The following is a 20,613-nucleotide window of genomic DNA, read 5'->3' as shown; positions in this document are numbered from 1 at the left end:
TAAAAAATAATATGCCCCGCTATGCTACTCAAAAAAGCTAATCAGTTACTACAACAAAACATGCTCAAAGAAGCTGAGTTTCACTATAAGACACTATTAAAAAGCAACCCTGAAAATGGTGAAGCTTTATTTGGTTTAGGCAAAATCGCATTGAGGTTAGAGCGATTTGATGCTGCTGTGTACTTACTCCAAAAAGTGTGTGAACGCATGCCTAATATGCTTGAGCCACTGCATGCACTAGCCGATGCGTTTAATGGTGTCAACTCACCAAAAGATGCACTTACTGTGCTTGAATATGCAAAAAGTCTAGCAAATAATAACCCTGAACCTCATTACTACTTAGCTCAGCACTATTTAACACATGGCAATTTAAATAAAGCGCATACCACATTTGCACACGCATTGAGTATGGGGGTTTACCCCGTAACTGCTTATATTTTATTTGAGTTAGTTCAATTAGGCCGCTTTGACAAAGAACACAACTACATAAGTAATCTGCATCATTTATTAATGCAAACAGATAATTTACGACTCAAAATGGTGTGTTATTACGCACTCGCTAAAAGTTACGATAAACTTGAAGACATTGAACAAGCATTTAATTACTTTGTACTAGCAAATAAACTACAACGAAAATTAAGTAACTTTAATACTCAAGAGCTTGAACCTTTTTACAGCGAAATAATTAAACACAATACCAATGCCTTTATGCAAAAACGTGATAAAAGTTTTACAACTAATATCGCGCCCGTATTTATTATCGGCATGCCTCGAAGTGGCTCTACCCTTGTAGAGCAAATGTTGGCAAGCCATAGTCAGTTTTCGAGCCTAGGAGAGAGTACGAGTATTAGTAATAACGCAGTTGCTTTTATCGAACAAAAAACGGGGATTGCTTACCCGCAATGTTTAGCGCATTTAACGCCTGATTTAATCAAAAAAGCCCGCGAAATGTATATCACAACATTAAAAACAGCATCGCCCATCAGGCCTTTTATAATAAATAAACTGCCAAGTAACTACCTATCTCTTGGACTTATTTATGTCCTTTTTCCAAATGCCAAATTTATAAACTTAACGCGTGACTTTAATGCAACTGCTTTTTCAGTGTTTAGTAATTACTTTGCTGAAAACGAGCCTTATTTTTGCTCTCTCGTGGAGTTTAAGCAATACCATACTTTATATGAGAAATTAATGGGTCATTGGCAGTCTCTTGAAAATATGCCAATTTACAACATGAATTACGAAGCATTAATAAACAACCCAAAAGGTCAGCTAACTGCATTACTTAACTTTTTAGGTTGTCAATATGAAGATGGCTGTTTAGCATTTCATAAGCGTACATCAGCTGTTACTACGCTTAGTAAGCATGCCATTCGAAAGCCTGTTAATAATTCAGCACTTACAAAATGGGAACGCTATAGAGCGCCTTTGCTTAAATTGCTTGATGAGAACTAGTTAACAGAATGTACTTCAAACCAATTAAGTAAATCTTTAAATTGATCATCGCGGGCACTCGGATGGGTAAGCATATTAATATGGTCGTAATCAAAATTATGCCCGTGTTTACGACCGTAAATTCGCATTTGTTGAATGCCTGGCCCCGATTCGTCCATAAATTTTTGAATATCGATTGGCTGCGCTAATGCTTTATCTTTTACCGCAGCAATATGAAGTGTTGGCGGTAAATGCAGGCTGTTTAGCGCTTTTGCATAATCAAAATTATCATCAGAATCTATCCATGGCTTCTTTTTAGCCCATTGCATACTTTGATAATGCGACTTTTGAGTTTCATTATCGCTTCCCCACTTATAACCTTTAGCATTTAAATAGCCATGCTTTTTAGCAAGTAAAGGTGCCATAAAATACCAAATCAAATTGGCTTGTAATAATTTTTGAGGATGATTATTAAATAAAGAACGCTTAGAGCCAAAATACACACACGCTTTTACATCATTAATATATTCTGGAAAGCGTGCAAATACACTGTTCATCAATACCCCGCCCCAAGAGTGAGCAACCCAGTAGTCAGGCTTTTTACCTTCAATCAACTCTATTTGCTTAATAAAGGCTGGGATATCTTCTAAAATGGCCTCGGTTTGCCCGTATTTAGCGTCACTTGAAATAACCGGTGTACTATCACCTCGGCCACGTAAATCAGCCACATAACATCTATACCCATGCTCAGCCAAAAAAGGGGCAAGTCCTTTATTGGAGTGCGTGTAAAAAATTTTACCGTTTTCTACAGCTCCATGCATAAAAAATACGACAGGCCCTTGCTGATTTTCATCACTGATACGGCGTAAATGAAGTGTTTGTTGATCAGCTAAATTGATAATTATTGATTGCTGAGAAATTGCCACAGTTATTCCTTTTTATTATTTTCAACTCATCCTACCAGCAATATTAAATATACCAAAGGAAATGTCTGCACTTTACCCATCAGCATTTGTTACACTTACGTCATTATATCTGTTGTTAAAATGAAGCCATGAAAGAAAATAAAACACGTTCAAAATTACACCCTCGCAACCTACATAAAAATGGGTACGACTTCGATTTATTAACAACAGAGCACCCTGCTCTACTGCCATTTGTTATAACCACACCTGCAGGTACTAAAAGCATTGATTTTAGTGATAACAAGGCTGTTAAAACACTTAATCAGGCTCTTTTAAAAGCGCATTATAATATTGATTTTTGGGATATACCCGAGCATAACTTATGCCCGCCTATACCTGGGCGTGTTGACTATATTCACTACTTGGCCGACCTATTAAGTGATGATAATCAACAACAAACACCTCTAGGTAGACAAATTAAAGTGCTTGATATTGGCACTGGCGCTAACTTGGTTTATCCACTTACGGGTACAAGTGAATATAAGTGGCATTTTACAGGGACTGATATTGATGCAGCCTCAGTAAAAATAGCAAAGCAAATTGCGCAGTTTAATGGTTTAAAAATAACCCTAAAACAACAAAAAAACGCATCACATATTTTTAAAGGCGTTATTAATCAAAAAGATCTATACCACTTAACACTCTGTAACCCGCCGTTTCATGCAAGTGAAGAAGAGGCAAGTAAAGGCAGTGAACGTAAATGGAAAAACTTAGGAAAAACACCCAGTAGCACGCTTAACTTTGGTGGTCATAATAATGAATTATGGTGCGAAGGCGGTGAAGTACAGTTTATCTCTAATATGATTAAAGAAAGCGAAGACTTTGCAGAACAAGTACTGTGGTTTACGTCGTTAGTCTCTAAAAAAGACAATATTGCAGCGCTTGAAGAAGTGTTAAAAGCTCACCCAATAGCCGAGTATAAAATAGTTGATATGGCACAGGGTCAAAAAATTAGCCGCTTTATTGCATGGAGCTATTTTGATAAAGAAACTCGTGAACAAATATGTAGCGAGCTTGATTAAGCTATAAAAGGAAAAGCAAACCATGATAGATTTTCGCTCTGATACGGTTACAAAACCAACAAAAACAATGCGCGATATTATGTACAACGCACCGGTTGGTGACGATGTATATGGTGATGATGAAAGCGTTAACCAGTTAGAAATCTATGCGTGTAAGCGTTTTAACTTCGAAGCCGCACTTTATTGTAGCTCAGGCACACAAGCCAACTTACTTGCGTTAATGGCGCACTGTGAGCGAGGTGACGAATACATTTGTGGCCAAAATGCTCACAATTATAAGTTTGAGGGTGGCGGCGCAGCTGTATTAGGATCTGTTCAGCCACAGCCTATTAAAAACGAAGCTGATGGCAGCATCCCTTTTAGTAAAATAGCGGCGGCTATAAAACCAGACGATTGCCATTTTGCAAAAACGCGATTGCTCAGCTTAGAAAATACCATTGGCGGAAAAGTACTCCCGCTTGAGTACTTAGCCCAAGCTCGCGACTTTGTTGATATGCATAATTTAGCGCTGCACTTAGACGGCGCACGTGCTTTTAATGCCGCTGTTGAGCTAAAAGTTGATATTACTGAAATCACAAAGCACTTTGACTCAGTTTCTATTTGTTTATCTAAAGGTTTGGGGGCCCCCGTAGGCTCTTTATTATTAGGCTCACTAGCACTTATTAATAAAGCAAGACGATGGAGAAAAGTACTTGGTGGCGGTATGCGCCAAGCCGGAATGCTTGCAGCCGCTGGGCAGTTTGCACTTGAGCACAATATAGAGCGCTTAAAAGACGATCATGAAAATGCACGTTATTTGGCTCAACAATTAAGTGAAATCAGTGGTTTTACTGTCGATATGACTAACACCACTAATATGGTTTACGCAACTTACGCTGGTAATATAAGCATTGAAGAGGTTGCTAAAGCCCTTAAACAACAAGGTATATTATTTAGCCCAAGCAAGCAGCTTAGGCTAGTAACGCATTTAGATATTACGCGCGAAGATATTGATACATTCCTAAATGCTTTGTCGGCCCATATTTAACGCAGCTTTATAATGTTTGCGGCATACCGAAACATATCGGTCATTGCCGCCAATTTCGACTTGGTTACCATCGGCTATTGCTTCACCATTTTCATCGGTACGCAGTACATGGTTTGCTTTACGTCCGCAGTGGCATACAGTTTTAAGCTCAATTAACTTATCAGCCCACGCTAGCAAATATTGCGAGCCTATAAATAACTCGCCTCTAAAGTCGTTACGCAAGCCATAACACAATACCGGTATACCTAATTCATCAACTACATCGGTTAATTGCATTACTTGTTCTTTTGATAAAAATTGGCATTCATCAACCAATACACAATGGCGTTTTTTATCATTATTGAGTGATTGAATAAGATCAAAAACATCTTTACTAGCATCAAAAACATGCGCATCTGCTTGTAAGCCAATACGAGATGATACTTTACCCACACCTAGCCTATCATCAATGGCTGCGGTGAGGATCACAGGTTCCATACCACGCTCTTTATAGTTAAATGCCGATTGTAATAACGTGGTTGATTTACCTGCATTCATTGCAGAGTAGTAGAAATATAATTGAGCCATTGCTGTGCCATTTTATAAAAAGTGCGCTTATGCTACCTTAATATTAAATTAATACCAATTCACATTAGCCCTTCATGTTTTAATAACCACCGTTTTCTATCCAAGCCTCCCGCATAACCCGTTAACTTTGCGTTAGCACCAATGATCCGATGACACGGAACAATAATACTAATCGGGTTTTTACCATTCGCAGCGCCTACCGCTCTCACTGCTTTGGGGTTGTTGAGTTGGTTAGCAATATAGCCATATGTTTGCGACTCCCCAAAAGGTACTGTTAATAACGCCTGCCATACACTTTGTTGAAATACTGTACCGTTTGTATCAAGTGGTACCTCAAAAGTAGTGCGTTTTTTTGCAAAATACTCGTTCAATTGCACAGCGCAAATAAGCACCGCTTTGTTAGTGACTTGCTCAAATGGCGTATGAGAGTGCTCAACTGGTGGATAAAACCCAACATAACTCACACCTTTATCGGTTGCTTGAATAATAATATTGTCTATTGGGCTTGGTATTTTTGTTTGAATTATCATTACAATTGCTGCCAAAGTTGAAACGTTAAGTAAGAGCGAAAAGGAGCGCAATGAGCAGGCTCAAAAGGGTTTGCTGCCGCTTGTGCTTTTTTAACACCTAAGTCGCCATCAAGTAGTATATCGGGTTGGCTTTGTCCTCGCAGCTTTGCATAGTTTACCGTCCAAGGGCCAATTCCTTTTAAACTAAGCCATTCGTCTAAATCATCATTTTGAGGGTTTAACGCACAAAATTGCGCTAAGTTATGCAGCGCATTTTTACGCGCCTGTGGCATTTTAAAAAATGTAAAATCACTATTAGCAACAATTTTAGCCGTAGGAAAATAAATGGCATCGCCCTTTTTTTCGCCTAATTCATCAACTAACTTTGTTACTAAATTATGCGCCGCAGTAACACTTACTTGTTGCCCAAGTACCGCCCTTATACCGGCTTCAAAGCTTGACCAAATTCCTGGAAGCCTGAGCCCCTCGCACACTGTAAATGCATTGTTTGTATTAGCGCTTAAATGCGTTTCAATTAAATTAATATCGGCATCCAAATCAAGTACACGACGTATATTATTTATTACTGGTTGCAGATGACGCGTATTATCTATGTCAATAGACACCCTAAAGTGGTTTTTACTCGCTATAAATTCAGCGGTAAAGCTTCCTTTATATTCCTCACTTGCAAAAGTACGCCCGTAACTCGTTTGCGTTATCCACTCCATTGGTTTTATCAAACGCCTTTGTAAAAAACACTGCAAAGCAGGCCAATTATAAGGCGGCCTAAATGGTAAAGTTAATGTGAGTGTTGACGTTGGTTTTTTATCGCCACTGCGTAGCTTCGAGGGGGCTATATTTAACTGCTGTAAAAATGCATCATTAAAGCGCCTAATGCTTTTAAAGCCAGCGGAAAAAGCTATTTCTGTCATTGGTAGGTTTGTTTCTTGAATCAGTTTTTTAGCAAAATGGCATTGATTGAATAACCTATATTGTGTAATAGACACACCAAAATATTGTTTAAATAAACGTCTTAAATAGCGACTACTAATACCTAAACGACCTGCTAATTTTTCGCAGTCATGTTCATCATTTTGATCTATTAATTGTTTTGCTCTCAACGCGGTAGTTTTTGTCCCCTGCCACGCTGCACTGCCAGGTGCACTATCAGGTCTACATCGAATACATGGCCTAAAACCATCTTGCGCTGCATTGTGCGCAAACTGATAATAAGCCACATTCTTTTCATGAGCCGTTGGTGCCGGACAAATTGGTCGGCAATATATTCCAGTGCTTTTAACCGCTACATAAAAAAGACCATCAAAACGAGGGTCTCGACTTTGACGTGCTTTTTGCCAATGTAAAAATTTCATAAACGGCTCTACAAAGTAATTTAATAGAGCCTAGCTTATAGAAAATAAACTGTATTACTAGCCATATTCGGCACTTAACCAATAGCAGCTAAATAGCGATTTTGTACTTCAGCCCAATTAACCACATTATAAAAAGCAGCAATATATTCAGGGCGTCTATTTTGATATTTTAAATAATACGCATGCTCCCACACATCAAGGCCTAATATAGGTGTATTACCCTCCATTAAGGGACTATCTTGATTAGTACTGCTTTGTATAACTAATGACCCATCAGGTGCTACACAAAGCCATGCCCAACCACTGCCAAATTGACTCACAGCCGCTGCAGTAAACTTTTCCTTAAATTGATTAAAACCACCAAGCTGCTCATTAATTGCTTGTGCCATAATATCACTTGGCTCTCCTCCTCCGTGGGGACTCATGACTGACCAGAATAAGCTATGATTTAAATGCCCACCAACATGCTCCTGCACTGCTTTTTTTAAATCATTTGGTAAGCCATTAATCTCTCTCAATAACTTTTCGGCATCTAAATCAGCAAACGGTGTATTCGCTAAAGCAGCATTAGCTTTATTGATATAGGTTTGATGATGTAAAGTATGATGAATATGCATTGTTTTACCATCAATATGAGGCTCAAGCGCATCGTACTCATAGTTAAGTGCAGGCAAAGTAAAAGCCATAAATACTCCTTTTTCTTTTAAATTAGTGCAGTTGATTGTTTGTAGTACTCTCTGAGCATAAGCAAAAATTTACTTGCTCAATAAGTTCGGGTAAAGAGGGGTAACGACGTGCAAATGACACAAGCTCAGCTGATGTTTTAAGATAATGATGCTTACTTACCTTTTGTACATCGTAATGAGTGTGCTTAATAAGTGGAGATAATGATAAGTGAACTTCACATAACCATTTACATGCATTTTCAGGTTGCTGCATTGCAATATAGGTATCAGCTAAATTATGGGAGGCAACAACAAGTGCAGGAATACAATGTTCAATAGCATAAATGACATTAGTATTAATTTGCGCACATAAGAATTGTTGTAATAGATGGCCAGCGAGTGTTTTAGCTAATAAGTACTTGTCACGCGCTTCAAGTAATGCACCTTGCTCAAAGGCATAATTGCCTTGCATGATGTTTGACTGCCAAGGGCTCAATGCTTGCTCAAGATAAAGTAAATCAGGTTGCTGCTGTTTTTGACCTAAGATCATAAAATCATCTATGCGTTTATTTAATATGCTATTAACTTACACACCACAAAACGCAAATGCAAATGATTTTCATTATCTATTTTGCAAAATTAATTAATTCATCTCCTGCTAATCGGTAAATAATCCATTCATTTTGCGCTTTAGCACCCATGCTGTCATAAAAATCAATGGCCGGTTTATTCCAATCTAAAACCACCCATTCAAACCGACCACAGTTATTGCTAATCGCTTTGTTAGCTAGGTGTTTCATAATTACTTTTCCTGCGCCTTTCCCACGGCTATCTGGACTTACGTATAAATCCTCGAGATATAAGCCATTCTTACCTAACCATGTAGAGTAGTTATAAAAATAAACAGCAAAGCCTATTGGCTCATCGCCATCCAAACAAATAATACTATGTGCTGTCGCCCCTTCACTAAATAATGTATCTAATATGGCTTGTTCATTTGTTTTTACTGCGTCTGGTTCTTTTTCATAAATGGCTAACTCGTTTATAAAATGTAAAATCGTTTTTGAATCACTTGGTCGCGCATCACGAATTTCAATTATTTCACTCATATACTTTATACCTCAAATATATTGTTCTAATTTATCTTTTAAAAAATCCAATTGTATTGGCTTGCTTAAATAATCATCCATTCCGGCAGCAAAACACCTTTGCTTATCTGCATCCATCGCATTTGCCGTTAATGCTATTATTTTAATATCTTTGTGTTTGTCGCCCGCTAAGCCATTTCTAATAGCTTTTGTGGCATCAAAGCCGTCCATCACTGGCATTTGGCAATCCATTAACACAGCTTTAAAATAACCTTGCCCATGAGTATTTAAAATATCAATAGCGAGCTGTCCATTTTCAGCAAGCGTAATATTACAATTAAGTTTTTTAAGCATTAATGTGGATACTTGCTGATTAATTGGATTATCTTCTACAAGTAATATTTGAATAGGTTCACCTAATTTTTCTTTTTTCAAAGATGAGATATAACCGGATGTAACCAACGGTAATGCTTCATCATGCTCATTATTTGTAATTACCGACAACGCTGAAATCAGATCCGCCGTTGTAACAGGTTTAGGGAAATAAGCTTGAAATCCAATGCTTGAATAACGCTGAGCACCTTCCATACCAGCAATACTCGTCATCATAACAAGGGGCATGTTTTTAAAGTCATCGTTTGCTTTTAAAGCCTTGCAAAGTCCAATCCCGTCCATGCCAGGCATTTGCATATCAAGCACTGCAATATCATACATTTTTAGATTACTACTGATCCGGCTTTCACACATTGCAAGTGCATCATATGCATCGCATGCAAGCGCTACATGGGCGCCCCAATGCTCTAGCTGCTGGGATATAACAATTCTATTAGTCTCATTATCATCAACAACTAAGACAGATAAACCTTTTATATTTAGCTTTTGTATATAACGTTCTTTTTGCTCACTTTGGGTGACTTGTATAGTCACAGTAAATTCACTGCCTTGGCCTGCTTCACTTTTAAGTGAAATTTCCCCGCCCATCAGCTCACACAGCTGTTTACAAATAGCTAAACCGAGTCCAGTGCCACCATATTCTCGCGTTGTTGAAGCATCTACCTGAGAAAAAGGTGAAAATAATTGATGCTGTTTTTGCTCATTAATACCAATACCTGAATCTTTTACTTTTATTTGTAGCACTAAGCCTTGTTCTACTTTATCTATTTGAGCACTAACGACAACTTCACCTTTACTGGTGAATTTGACTGCATTACTCAATAAATTAGTAAGAATTTGACGGATACGACCTGGATCGCCACACAATTGTGAAGGCTCTAAAGCGACTAAGTCTAAGATAATTTCAATGCCTTTATCTTGAGCTGTAAAAGCTTGCGCAGCTGCAACTTCACCAATTAAATCACCCGCATTAAAATTAATACTTTCGAGCTCTATTTTACCCGCTTCAGCTTTAGAGAAGTCCAAAATATCATTAATAACCCCCAGCAATGAGTGAGCACTTGTTTTAGCAATCCCTACTTTTGTTTCAATTGGTTTCGATAAGTTTTCAAGCTCAATAAGCTCTAGCATGCCAAGTACACCATTCATCGGCGTTCTAATTTCATGGCTCATCGTCGCTAAAAATTGACTTTTAGCAACCGCAGCATCTTCAGCCTTAACGAGGGCAACACTAAGCTCTTCTGCTATTTTTTTACGGCGTTGCGATATAAGCGTACTTCCGACTAAGGTTGCTAATGAACGTAAATAAGTTTCTTCGTTTTGAGTCCAATAATGGTGTTCATCCACTTTTTCAGCACTCAAAATCCCCAAATTCCCGTCACCCGAAGAAATTACAACATCAATTAACGATTTAATATTTAGCGGCCTGGTGTAGTCATCAATAAACTCAGCTGTTGCAGGGTGCATATTTACATTATCAACCGCAATTAAGTTATGCTTGTAAATAGCAGAAAAATACGCAGGAAAGTCTTTAACTTTTAGCTCATCTTCCGTGCGAACCAGTCCCTCGCCTTTGGTATGTAAACTATGACGCACCATAGCATCACCGGCCTCATTAAAAATCCATAACGAAGCACGCTCTACATTCAATACCTCACACATTGATTTAACAACTAGTTTGTTCACTTCGCTTACATCACTACTTTGTACTTCAGGCGCAATGGTTAATTGAGCAAGATTTTTGTTATATCTGTTTGCTTTTTCACTTTCGATCTCTAAACGTTTATGAGCATCAATACTTTGAAATGAGCCAAATATACGTATGCATTCACCATTTTTAAATTCAGCTTGACCCATAGACTTAACCCACCTTTCTTTACCTTGATGGGTTAAAATTATCAGCTCAACACTCCAGCTTTCACCTAAAGTAACTGCATTTTCAAATAGCTTAGAGATTTTATCGCGATGTTCTCCCAGCTTGTAAAAATCTATTGCGGTCGCTAAATCGGGTTCATATTCATCAGGTACACCATGAATAACTTTAACTTCATCTGACCAATAAAGAGTATGGGCTTTTAAATCTATTTCCCACGCGCCAATTTGTCCCTGCTTACTCATTGATTCAAGTAAACTTTGCTGACGTTTTATTTTTAACTGTATATTGTAGCGCTCAGTAATATCCAATATAAAGCCATCAAGGTACAGAACAGTACCGTCAGAGTCATAGATTGCCTTACCCTTTTCATTAACCCATCGAACATAACCATTTTTTGCTATAATTCGGTATTCAATTGACCACGTACTATGCTCTTTAATAGATTGGTTAATTGATTTTTTTATATGATCAATATCTTCTTCATGAAGAAGATCAAAGAAACGCTTATTTTTATTATTAATAAAATCATCTGCGGCATAACCAGTGATATCTTTAGTTTGATCACTTAAATAAAGCATCGTCCATATTTCATCTGACTCGCAGCGATAAATAATACCGGGAATATTTTCAACAAGAGACGCAAACTGATCACGGCTGCTTTGTAGTTCAGACTCCGTTGTTTTTCTTTGAGTAATATCTACATGCGTCCCAATCATTCGTTTAGGTGAGCCGTCGCTATTCCATTCAACTACTTTAGCTGTATCAAGTACCCAGACCCAATGCCCTAACTTATGCTTCATCCGAGCTTCGCTAACATAAAAATCACTGCCGCCAGCTAAGTAGGTTTTTAATTTTAATTCTGATTCAACTAAATCTTCTGGGTGTGCATATTTATACCAAGTATCTATGCTGCAAGGTTCTATTTCACTAAGTGTATAACCAATGATTTCAGCCCAACGTTTATTAAACGTAACTTTGCTTGTACCTACATACCAATCCCAAATACCAACAGCGGTACTATTGATAACAAGTTCAAGTTGTGTTTTATGCTGTTCTAATTCAAATTCCTGTAACTTAAGTGGAGTAATATCAGTGCGAATTGCTATATAGCTTTGTGGTTTACCTTCATCATCTAAAAATGGCGCTATAGTGGTGTCCATCCAATATAAGCTACCGTCCTTTGATCTGTTACAAATTTGCCCATTCCAAACTTCACCACGCTTAAGCGTTGCATACATTTCTTCAAAAAAAGCATGTGAATGCGTGCCTGAATTTAATAACCGGTGATTTTGACCTATAAGCTCATATTCTTCATAACCACTTATTGCACAAAATTTTCCGTTCACAAAAACTATTGTTCCGTGTAAGTCAGTAACAGCAACAATTGCATGCTTATCAAGCGCTGATTTTTGCTCTGCTAATTGCTTAAGTGCAATTTGCAATGCAGCTCGTTGTTCTTGCAAAGTACTTTGCTGTTCTTGATTTACTTTTACAAGCTCATGCAGATCTTTTGAAAGCTGATTAAACTCAATACTGTCGTTTAAAATAGGGATTTTTACATGTTTCCCTCTAGTTATACTCTCAACAATATTAGTTAAACGAATTAACGGGCGAGATAATCTACGACCAAACCACCAAGACGAACATAAAATAAGCAGCAAAGATCCAGCATTAGTTAAAATAGCAAGCCGCTTATAATAGAGACTGCCTTGTAATGCTGCTTCAGCTGGTTTGGAAACTAATAGCTGCCAACCTTGCTGGCCTAAAAAATCAAGTTCATTAATGTATGCATAAAATATTTTTTCATTGTTATTAGCATAACTAAACACTTGTTTTGGTGCAGAGCTGTTTTGATTTAAAAGCGGTGGGGTAGCAACGGAAGCCCTTGTTTGCTTTTCGATTTTGCTATTGTGCAGTATAAAGAATGCAACACTCGTATTTTTTGCCTGTATTTTGCTTAAGTTGTTTAGCAGTCCCTGTAAGTTTACATCGGCTAGTAATACACTTTTTAGTTTATTTTGATCGTCAAATATAGGTAACGACACTATATGATGCGCATGTCCTTCAACCACCATAGAATGAAATAATGCTTTATCTGTTTTATTTTGTGCTATGAATAATTTAGTGAGTTCTGATTCTTGAATTTGATTAAATAAGGAAAGTTCTATTTTTGCTTTGTTAGACAACACATCAATGATTTCAATATGATTTATAAAATCATATTGTCTGACAAAATCATTTATTAAAGCGTGTTCCTTGGTTGGACTTATACTTAATTGCGACTTTAATAAATACAGATCATTAACTTGGTCTAAAAACCAAATTTCAGCAAATTGCTTTCCAATATTGCTGAGTTCATTTAGTTCGCTATGCGCATTTTGCTTAAGCGTATTATTTACATGCTGAAAACTAAACCACGTTAACAAGCATAACGGCCCTAATGCTATAATTATAAAGGTAATAATTAATTTACTTCGAACAGATTGTCCTTTACCTGTTAATACTCCAAAGTTTAAACCCTTATCCATGCTTATTGCCTAATAGCTTATAATCATTTTATAGTGACTATATTAATGCATTAAATATATAAAGACGCAAGTTTTGAGCTATAAACGCCTTAAAAAATCGGTGTTTAGCGTTATAACGTCTAATTAGCATTACAATAAAAAACATGCCAATAGGATTAATTTTTTGACTCCTTTGTCACTCTTGTAGCTGTTTTAAACTCCCCATGATATAAGCATTATTCAATAAAAGTGTTTTGAGAGCATTATGGCGCACGATCACTCACATAGTCATGTAGACGAAAACCAAAGCGATAAACAGCTCGCCGTTGCTGTTATCATTAACGTATTACTAACCGTAACCCAAGTTATTGGCGGGATATTTTCGGGTAGCTTATCGCTTATAGCTGACGCACTTCACAATTTAAGCGATGCTGGGGCAATATTTATAGCGCTCATTGCACGTAAAATCGGTAATAAACCAGCTGACGTAACTCATCATTTTGGCTATAAGCGCGCTGAAATCCTCGCTACTCTTTTTAATAGCACTACATTAATTATAATTGGCCTATATTTAATTTTTGAAGCCATTTCTAGCTATTTAAATCCACAGCCTATTAATGGTTGGATAGTTGTGTGGGTGGCAGCAATAGCATTAGTTATTGATTTAGCAACAGCGTATTTAACCTACCGAGCTGGTGCTAATCACAGCATAAACATAAAAGCGGCTTTTATTCACAACATCTCAGATGCAATGGCCTCTATTGTTGTTATTATTGCTGGCACTTTAATTATTTTATACCAGTGGTATATCGTTGATTTAATTGCCACAGTGCTTATTTCTGTGTATGTAATTTATCATGGTATTTTATTATTAAAGCAAAGCGGCAAAATTTTAATGCAAGCAGCCCCTAATAACATTGATACACACGCAATATCACATGCTATTAGTAATGAATTTAATATCGAATCGGTAGTCAGCATTAAGCTTTGGCAACTAGATGATAAAGAAAATCATTGTGAGCTTGTTATTACCACTCAACAAACAATTGATTTACCCGCAGTAAAAGGCTTCTTACACGACAATTTTAACATCGAAAATTGCATAATAGAAACCAGACCTATTGCAAATAAAAGCGCAGCATAATAGGGTTAATAATAAGCTAAACAAATACATAACTATTTAATTGAAAACATCTCGTATTATCATTTACAATATTGCTACTAACTTATAATGAGATACTGTTTTTGAAACTTTGGTTACGTAGAATTCATTTAGGCCTTGCCCTCATTAGCGGACTATTTTTATTAATAGTGAGCTTAACCGGTGCTGTTATGATTTATGCAAAAGACATACAGCACTTCATTCAGCCAGATAAATGGCAGGTTATTCCGCAGCCTCGTACATTAAACAATCAAAAATTGATAGAAAGCGTGCAAACGCAAACACAACAAAAAATTGTTTTTTTTATGCCCGAGCAAAATAAAGCATTAGCTTGGCAATTTAGATTGGCTAACAAGCACTACGTGAGTGTCAATCCGTATTCTGGAAAAATAATTCATAGCTATCAAACAACAGACACAATTTATGGCTTTGCTTTAGGCTTACATCGCTGGTTATTATTTGAAGATAGTGATGGTAAAAAACCATTTAAAAATTGGATGTCAGTGTGTGCATTATTACTTTTAATCAATGTACTACTCGGCTTTTACCTATGGATAAAACCAAAAAACAGAATTAAGCGTTTAGCTATTAAGCCTAAAGCCAAATTTAGAGTGCTAATGTATCAATTACATACCGTACTTGGTGTTTACTTTTTTATACCGCTTGTACTTATTGCCTTTACTGGTATGGCATTTAATTGGAAAACACAAACTCAATCAGTATTAGAATTTGTAACGTTTAATAAAGTAGAACAAAGGCCCAAAGCGCCAAAAATAATAGCGCCTTCTCAAGCTGATATAAACTATAACGAAGCAATTAAAAATGCTGGGGATGTATTCCCTGATGGTCGATTATTTAGAATTTACTTACCTAAAAAAGCAGACGATGCCATTGCGCTCAGAATTCAAAACCCTGGTGAAAGCCATGCTTATAGTTGGGTATGGGTAAATCCATTTACAGGCAAAGTATTAAACTCATTTGACGCAAGTAAAGCCAACTTTACGACGCAAGCATGGAACTTTAAGTATAAATTTCACATTGGGGATTTTGCAGGCCCCATAGTGCAATTTATATGGTTATTGATTGCCCTTTCACTCGCATTTTTTATTGTTAGCGGTGTGTATTTTTGGTTAAAACGCCACAAACGAAAATAAATCTCATTAACACTTGCGTGATTAGTTGATAATAATTACCATTGCGAAAATTATTATCAACTAAGGGCTCTCCCATGTTAAAAACTTCGCTTTGCCTTATTGCTGTTGCAGTAAGTACTAACACGCTAGCAGATGAAAATAATAAAAATGAATACGCTTCTGAACAATTAGAACATGTCATTGTATCTGGCAGTCGTATCTCAGAAAGTATTGACGAAGTACCTGCCTCTATTACCGTTATTAATCAACAACAAATACAGCAGCATTTAAAAGTAAGCTCAGAACTGGGGAGTTTACTTGCGCAAATGGTTCCAGGACTTGCCCCTGATACAGGCAGCTCAAGTAATTCAGGACAAACGCTACGAGGCCGTGCGCCTTTAATAATGATTGATGGCGTACCGCAATCAACCCCTCTTCGTAACGGCTCTTTAGGCATAAAAACACTTGATGCAAGTGCCATAGCGCGCATTGAAGTTATAAAAGGCGCGACTTCTATTTATGGTAATGGTGCTTCAGGTGGCATTATTAACTACATAACAAAACAGGCTCGCAGTGATGGTAAGCCTGAAGGTGAAATAAGTATTTCAAGCCGCTTTAGCGCTGTTAAATTAGCAGAAAGTGGCGGCGGTAGAATATCGGCAGCAGTAAACGGCAAGATCGATAAATTAAGCTACCTGTTAACGGCAAGCTATGAAGAAAACGGCGTGCAACGCGATGCACAGGGCGATATTTTAGGCTTACAATACGGTTTATCAGACTCTGAAACTCAAAATTACTTTACTAAACTAAGTTACGATTTTGACGACGAAAAGCAATTGCAGTTTAGCTATAACTTTTACAGCTCACAGCAAAAAACTGACTTAGGTGATATTACTGGCGATGGCAATATAGGGGAAAAAACATACGCTATTCACGTACCCGCTGAACTACAAAAGCAAGGTAAGCCACAAGGACCCGATGGCAACGTTAATATTACTCTAAAATATGTTGACTACGCGTTGTTTGAAAACACACAAATGACCCTCGATCTTTATAAACAAGATATAGAAAACGTATTCTTTTTCTCCACTAACCTAGCTAACCTCGATGAAGGCTATACCGGTGGTCAGTCCGTTATTAAATCAGAAAAGCAAGGTGCAAGGGCTACATTTAATAGCCAGTTTGATTTTGAGAACGTAGCAGCCACCCTAATCTACGGCATTGATGCCTTAAACGATAAAACATCACAACCTTTGGTGGATGGCCGTGTGTGGGTACCAGAAATGGACATGGAAAGTGTTGCTGGTTTTTTACAAACAAAATGGGTAATAAACGACGATATTATTGTAAAAGCAGGTGTAAGAAACGAAAGTATTGATTTGAGCGTAAGTGATTACCAAACATTAAAACTGTGTAGAACCCCTTCGCAATGCTCAGTCCCATTAAATGTGCGTGGTGATACCATAAACTATGACGCTACAACGTATAATGCAGGCATAAAATACAATTTAACAGATGCATTCAGCCCATTTTTTAGTTATTCACAGGGCTCTGATATTTCTGATATTGGGCGCTTACTTCGCGCTGCAACCGTTGACGATATTGCACTTATTCAGACACAAGCATCTATAATTGACAACTACGAAGTTGGTTTTACTTCACAGTTTGAAAACGTTCGTTTTGAATTTGCACTGTACAGAAGTACTTCAGAGCTTGGCACCAGTAATGAATTTAACGAAGTAACGGGTGTTTACGAGCCCGTGCGCGCACCGCAAGAAATATGGGGTTACGAAGGTTTAGTTAATTATACTATTAATCAAGATCTTAAATTAAGTGCTACATACAGCTACGTAGAAGGAAAAAATACTGAAGCGGATGAATATTTAGGGGCAAAACAAATCAGCCCACCTAAAGCCACTGCTAATTTAACATGGCAAACTAACGAAAAGTTATCACTTGCAATGAGCTTTTTATATGTAGGTGACAGAAAGCGCTTTGATAAAAATGCGCAAGGCCAATACTCTGGCGATCAGGGCCCTGTTAGCAGCTACAACACATTTAACTTAAGTGGCCAGTACAATGTTAACGCCAGGTGGAGTGGCTATTTTGGTATCGAAAACCTGTTCAATAGCGATTACTACCCTGCCCGCGCACAATCTTACACTTACGGCGGCTATAACATCAAAGGATTAGGCACAACGGCTACTCTCGGTGCTAAATACCAGTTTTAATTAGCAATAGACTCAATAAATAGGCATCATCAGCATGCCTATTTATTAAAAAAAATAATATAAAAAGCAGTATCTCAACTTATTATCTATAAATACCTCTAGTAATCATTCTCAGATGCTAATACAAATAAAAAACTGTCCATAAACCAAGCAATAACGCAAACTTAAATAAGAATCAAAACCAATAGTAACACAATGATTTTTATAGAGAAAACTTGCAATTCATTCAATTTATACTACACTGCTTACAATTGAAATAGTTAAGGCGATTTATCATGAAAGGTAATCAAAAAGTAATCGATGCGTTTAATACATTGTTAGCTAACGAATTAGCAGCAATCGATCAGTATTTTATACACTCGCGCATGTATGACGACTGGGGTTTAAACAAGCTATACGAACGCCTTAACCATGAAATGGAAGAAGAAAAAGATCACGCAGATTGGCTTATTAAGCGCATCTTGTTTTTAGAAGGTGTACCAAATATGACTAAGCGCCGTGACTTACTTATCGGTAGCGATGTAAAAAGTATGATGCAAAACGATTTAACACTAGAGCTTGAAGTAGTAGCGTGTGTTAAAGACGTAATCGCAATATGTGAAGAACAGCAAGATTACCAATCACGTAGCATTTTAGAAAAGCTGTTATTTGATACTGAAGAAGATCATGTTTACTGGTTAGAGCAACAACTTGGTCTAATTGATAAAATTGGTTCTGAAAATTATCATCAAGCACAAATGGCTTAGTAGGAGCATATTATGAAAGGCGATAAAGACGTTATTGCGGCGCTAAATAAAGTACTCGCTAATGAGCTTGTTGGTATTAACCAATATTTTTTACATGCACGCATGTTTAAAGATTTTGGTTTCACTCAACTAGATAAAGCAGATTACAAAGTATCTATCCAAAAAATGAAAAACGCCGATCGATTAATTGAACGTATTTTGTTTTTAGAAGGCTTACCAAACCTTCAAGACTTAGGCCGATTACGTATTGGTGAAAACAGCGAAGAAATGATTGCTGCTAACATGAGCTTTGAACTCGATACGATTGATGAATTACGAAGCGCAGTTAAACTGGCTGAAAGTAAAAAAGATTATATTACCCGTGAAGCCCTTGATCACATTTTAAATGAACAAGAAGAGCAAATTGATTGGTTAGAAACCCAACAATTACTTATTAAAAATACGGGCATTAAAAACTATTTACAGTCTCAACTGTAAACAATAATTCAGCCACAAAAAAAGCAGCTAAAAAGCTGCTTTTTTATATCTAAATTTTATATGTAATTAAGCAACTTGATCCGTAACATCCGCAATCTGAATAAGTCTGCGATTAAGGATCTTTTTAGCACAACCACAACACTTACCGCATTGGCTGCCCACTTTAAGCTCTTTAGTTAATTCACGCATGGTCGTTGCACCATCGTCAATTGTTTGCTCAATTTTTTTATCAGTCACACCGTGACATAGACAAATATACATGAATACAAACCACTCTCAATTACATTTAGTATGTGCATATTAATCTAAACGAAAATAGTTATCAATTATTTTATTGGCTAATATGTATCTTTTTTCAGCTTATGTGGCCAGCGCCACTTAAATTGAGAATTCGCGGCAGCTTGAGAATTGTTTTAATTTTAAGCAAGGTGTGGCACACAGATTGAGATTTACTAGAGTCGACCTTAAATTTAAGTAAGGTTAGGTTTAGGTAAATATTTGAATGGTTGAAAATTAATGACATTAAGGCTTCAGAAGCCTTAATGTCTAAGTACGGAATTTATGGGAAGGTGATTTCCGGTTTGTACCATGAGCAGACATTGGTAACACTCATATAAGCGGCGATTTACTGCTCTTGTGAATTGTTCGTCTTAATGTTTTTGTTATGTGCGTATATATCAAGCGCCGCTTCACTTGCTGAGGTTATAGCTGCCACGCCACGCAAGGTGATGTCTACATCTAATTCTATGTACGAACCTAAATTAGTCGTAAACGCTGCGAAGCTGTCCTTTAACTCAAAGAGATAAATCTTTTGAAACGCTTTGCAACTCGAAATATTTTTCATTTTTGAAGATATGCATTCTTTGCTTAACCCAACCGCCGACTCATATTTTACTACCATTTTTTCTAATTGCGCTTTGTCGTCAATATTTTCAGCGAACGAGTAAAAACTAGCGAAATAAAAAACTATAATTACTAACTTTAAAATTCTAAACATAATATTCCTTTTCGAACATAACGAGACTGTACAATAACTCCAACAACCAAATTAATTTAAAAACGAGCGCCTAAAATCAACGCTAAGCGTTTTTAAAGCATTAGGTAATGCATTTGGAACCCATAAAACAGGCTGTTTTTCTTAAAAATAAGTAATTCTACAGCCTCAACGAGCCTGTAGATTAACTCGTTTTTAAATTTGTTTTTATTGATAAACAAACCATAGCTGAGTTCCTATTTTGGTTCAATTGATTACTGTATTTTTACGCAGAATATAAAGAAGTATTTGATATTGTTTTAATTGGCGTTTTAGAAGGAATTACGGGTGTTTGAGTGGCTATTATTTAGGGTAAAAGGGTGTAGTGGTACAGTGATTTTGGCCACCCATTAAGAAAGAAATGTTATGCTAATAAGCATACAAATTTGGGTGAAAAAATGACGA

Annotated in this window: 18 protein-coding genes; 8 read left to right on the top strand and 10 right to left on the bottom strand. The window is 37.0% G+C overall.

Going from position 1 to position 20,613, the window contains the following annotated elements:
- Positions 1–21 precede the first annotated feature (21 nt).
- Positions 22–1,455, top strand: coding sequence for a tetratricopeptide repeat-containing sulfotransferase family protein (locus DC53_RS10345; RefSeq protein WP_033029731.1), 1,434 nt, complete (start codon positions 22–24; stop codon positions 1,453–1,455).
- Here the strand turns inward: DC53_RS10345 and DC53_RS10350 are convergent.
- Complete coding sequence (locus tag DC53_RS10350) at positions 1,452–2,360, bottom strand: alpha/beta fold hydrolase (protein WP_033029729.1); 909 nt, start codon at positions 2,358–2,360, stop codon at positions 1,452–1,454. The two genes, DC53_RS10345 and DC53_RS10350, sit on opposite strands and share 4 nt — an antisense overlap.
- A gap of 128 nt (positions 2,361–2,488) precedes the next feature.
- Between DC53_RS10350 and rlmF the strand changes: the two genes are divergently transcribed.
- Together rlmF and ltaE are read left to right on the top strand one after the other, a co-directional pair.
- A complete protein-coding gene (gene rlmF, locus DC53_RS10355) occupies positions 2,489–3,421 on the top strand; it encodes a 23S rRNA (adenine(1618)-N(6))-methyltransferase RlmF (RefSeq protein WP_033029726.1) in 933 nt (310 codons plus the stop codon).
- A gap of 22 nt (positions 3,422–3,443) precedes the next feature.
- A complete protein-coding gene (gene ltaE, locus DC53_RS10360) occupies positions 3,444–4,448 on the top strand; it encodes a low-specificity L-threonine aldolase (protein ID WP_033029724.1) in 1,005 nt (334 codons plus the stop codon).
- Here ltaE and DC53_RS10365 read toward each other — a convergent pair.
- The 7 genes from DC53_RS10365 to DC53_RS10395 form a co-directional block, all read right to left on the bottom strand.
- Positions 4,422–5,015, bottom strand: a complete 594-nt coding sequence (locus tag DC53_RS10365; protein ID WP_008133830.1) for a thymidine kinase — start codon at positions 5,013–5,015, stop codon at positions 4,422–4,424. The two genes, ltaE and DC53_RS10365, sit on opposite strands and share 27 nt — an antisense overlap.
- Before the next feature lie 59 nt (positions 5,016–5,074).
- The gene (locus DC53_RS10370) at positions 5,075–5,545 is read right to left on the bottom strand and encodes a methylated-DNA--[protein]-cysteine S-methyltransferase (protein WP_033029723.1); all 471 of its coding nucleotides are present in this window, start codon (positions 5,543–5,545) and stop codon (positions 5,075–5,077) included.
- The gene (locus DC53_RS10375) at positions 5,545–6,897 is read right to left on the bottom strand and encodes a DNA-3-methyladenine glycosylase 2 family protein (RefSeq protein WP_033029722.1); all 1,353 of its coding nucleotides are present in this window, start codon (positions 6,895–6,897) and stop codon (positions 5,545–5,547) included. Before DC53_RS10375 ends, DC53_RS10370 begins: the two co-directional genes overlap by 1 nt.
- A 74-nt stretch (positions 6,898–6,971) precedes the next feature.
- Positions 6,972–7,583 (bottom strand): superoxide dismutase, encoded by a 612-nt coding sequence (locus tag DC53_RS10380; protein WP_008133824.1) that lies wholly within the window; start codon positions 7,581–7,583, stop codon positions 6,972–6,974.
- Between the two features lie 22 nt (positions 7,584–7,605).
- Positions 7,606–8,112: a DUF2753 family protein gene (locus DC53_RS10385; protein ID WP_007375592.1), complete on the bottom strand. Its 507-nt coding sequence runs from the start codon at positions 8,110–8,112 to the stop codon at positions 7,606–7,608.
- 76 nt (positions 8,113–8,188) lie between these two features.
- The gene (locus DC53_RS10390) at positions 8,189–8,671 is read right to left on the bottom strand and encodes a GNAT family N-acetyltransferase (protein WP_007375593.1); all 483 of its coding nucleotides are present in this window, start codon (positions 8,669–8,671) and stop codon (positions 8,189–8,191) included.
- Positions 8,672–8,683: 12 nt separating this feature from the next.
- Positions 8,684–13,447: a PAS domain-containing protein gene (locus tag DC53_RS10395; protein WP_033029721.1), complete on the bottom strand. Its 4,764-nt coding sequence runs from the start codon at positions 13,445–13,447 to the stop codon at positions 8,684–8,686.
- A 244-nt stretch (positions 13,448–13,691) separates the two neighbouring features.
- Between DC53_RS10395 and DC53_RS10400 the strand changes: the two genes are divergently transcribed.
- The 5 genes from DC53_RS10400 (at position 13,692) to bfr (DC53_RS10420) (ending at position 19,175) form a co-directional block, all read left to right on the top strand.
- Entirely contained in the window at positions 13,692–14,570 is an 879-nt protein-coding gene (locus DC53_RS10400; protein ID WP_033029720.1) for a cation diffusion facilitator family transporter, read from the top strand.
- A 101-nt stretch (positions 14,571–14,671) separates the two neighbouring features.
- Positions 14,672–15,742: a PepSY-associated TM helix domain-containing protein gene (locus DC53_RS10405; RefSeq protein WP_007375596.1), complete on the top strand. Its 1,071-nt coding sequence runs from the start codon at positions 14,672–14,674 to the stop codon at positions 15,740–15,742.
- Between the two features lie 74 nt (positions 15,743–15,816).
- Complete coding sequence (locus DC53_RS10410) at positions 15,817–17,952, top strand: TonB-dependent receptor (protein WP_008133818.1); 2,136 nt, start codon at positions 15,817–15,819, stop codon at positions 17,950–17,952.
- 275 nt (positions 17,953–18,227) lie between these two features.
- Positions 18,228–18,698: a bacterioferritin gene (gene bfr, locus DC53_RS10415; protein ID WP_007375598.1), complete on the top strand. Its 471-nt coding sequence runs from the start codon at positions 18,228–18,230 to the stop codon at positions 18,696–18,698.
- A 12-nt stretch (positions 18,699–18,710) separates the two neighbouring features.
- Complete coding sequence (gene bfr / locus DC53_RS10420; RefSeq protein WP_002958984.1) at positions 18,711–19,175, top strand: bacterioferritin; 465 nt, start codon at positions 18,711–18,713, stop codon at positions 19,173–19,175.
- A gap of 66 nt (positions 19,176–19,241) precedes the next feature.
- Here the strand turns inward: bfr (DC53_RS10420) and DC53_RS10425 are convergent, their stop codons facing one another.
- Positions 19,242–19,436 (bottom strand): (2Fe-2S)-binding protein, encoded by a 195-nt coding sequence (locus tag DC53_RS10425; protein WP_033029719.1) that lies wholly within the window; start codon positions 19,434–19,436, stop codon positions 19,242–19,244.
- A 364-nt stretch (positions 19,437–19,800) separates the two neighbouring features.
- Complete coding sequence (locus DC53_RS10430) at positions 19,801–20,172, bottom strand: hypothetical protein (protein ID WP_033029718.1); 372 nt, start codon at positions 20,170–20,172, stop codon at positions 19,801–19,803.
- Between the last annotated feature and the right edge of the window lie 441 nt (positions 20,173–20,613).

Origin of the sequence: Pseudoalteromonas fuliginea, assembly GCF_000690055.1 — a bacterium.
Taxonomy (GTDB): domain Bacteria; phylum Pseudomonadota; class Gammaproteobacteria; order Enterobacterales; family Alteromonadaceae; genus Pseudoalteromonas; species Pseudoalteromonas fuliginea.
Note: the sequence above shows the minus strand (reverse complement) of the source record. Positions and strands in the feature narration are given on the sequence as shown.

Excerpts from the sequence above, each read along its gene's own strand:
- ltaE (WP_033029724.1), top strand. The coding sequence starts at position 3,444 with ATGATAGATTTTCGCTCTGATACGGTTACAAAACCAACAAAAACAATG.
- bfr (WP_007375598.1), top strand. The coding sequence starts at position 18,228 with ATGAAAGGTAATCAAAAAGTAATCGATGCGTTTAATACATTGTTAGCT.
- bfr (WP_002958984.1), top strand. The coding sequence starts at position 18,711 with ATGAAAGGCGATAAAGACGTTATTGCGGCGCTAAATAAAGTACTCGCT.
- DC53_RS10345 (WP_033029731.1), top strand. The coding sequence starts at position 22 with ATGCTACTCAAAAAAGCTAATCAGTTACTACAACAAAACATGCTCAAA.
- DC53_RS10375 (WP_033029722.1), bottom strand. The coding sequence starts at position 6,897 with ATGAAATTTTTACATTGGCAAAAAGCACGTCAAAGTCGAGACCCTCGT.
- DC53_RS10390 (WP_007375593.1), bottom strand. The coding sequence starts at position 8,671 with ATGAGTGAAATAATTGAAATTCGTGATGCGCGACCAAGTGATTCAAAA.
- DC53_RS10395 (WP_033029721.1), bottom strand. The coding sequence starts at position 13,447 with ATGGATAAGGGTTTAAACTTTGGAGTATTAACAGGTAAAGGACAATCT.
- DC53_RS10430 (WP_033029718.1), bottom strand. The coding sequence starts at position 20,172 with ATGTTTAGAATTTTAAAGTTAGTAATTATAGTTTTTTATTTCGCTAGT.
- DC53_RS10410 (WP_008133818.1), top strand. The coding sequence starts at position 15,817 with ATGTTAAAAACTTCGCTTTGCCTTATTGCTGTTGCAGTAAGTACTAAC.
- DC53_RS10400 (WP_033029720.1), top strand. The coding sequence starts at position 13,692 with ATGGCGCACGATCACTCACATAGTCATGTAGACGAAAACCAAAGCGAT.
- DC53_RS10425 (WP_033029719.1), bottom strand. The coding sequence starts at position 19,436 with ATGTATATTTGTCTATGTCACGGTGTGACTGATAAAAAAATTGAGCAA.
- rlmF (WP_033029726.1), top strand. The coding sequence starts at position 2,489 with ATGAAAGAAAATAAAACACGTTCAAAATTACACCCTCGCAACCTACAT.
- DC53_RS10365 (WP_008133830.1), bottom strand. The coding sequence starts at position 5,015 with ATGGCTCAATTATATTTCTACTACTCTGCAATGAATGCAGGTAAATCA.
- DC53_RS10380 (WP_008133824.1), bottom strand. The coding sequence starts at position 7,583 with ATGGCTTTTACTTTGCCTGCACTTAACTATGAGTACGATGCGCTTGAG.
- DC53_RS10385 (WP_007375592.1), bottom strand. The coding sequence starts at position 8,112 with ATGATCTTAGGTCAAAAACAGCAGCAACCTGATTTACTTTATCTTGAG.
- DC53_RS10370 (WP_033029723.1), bottom strand. The coding sequence starts at position 5,545 with ATGATAATTCAAACAAAAATACCAAGCCCAATAGACAATATTATTATT.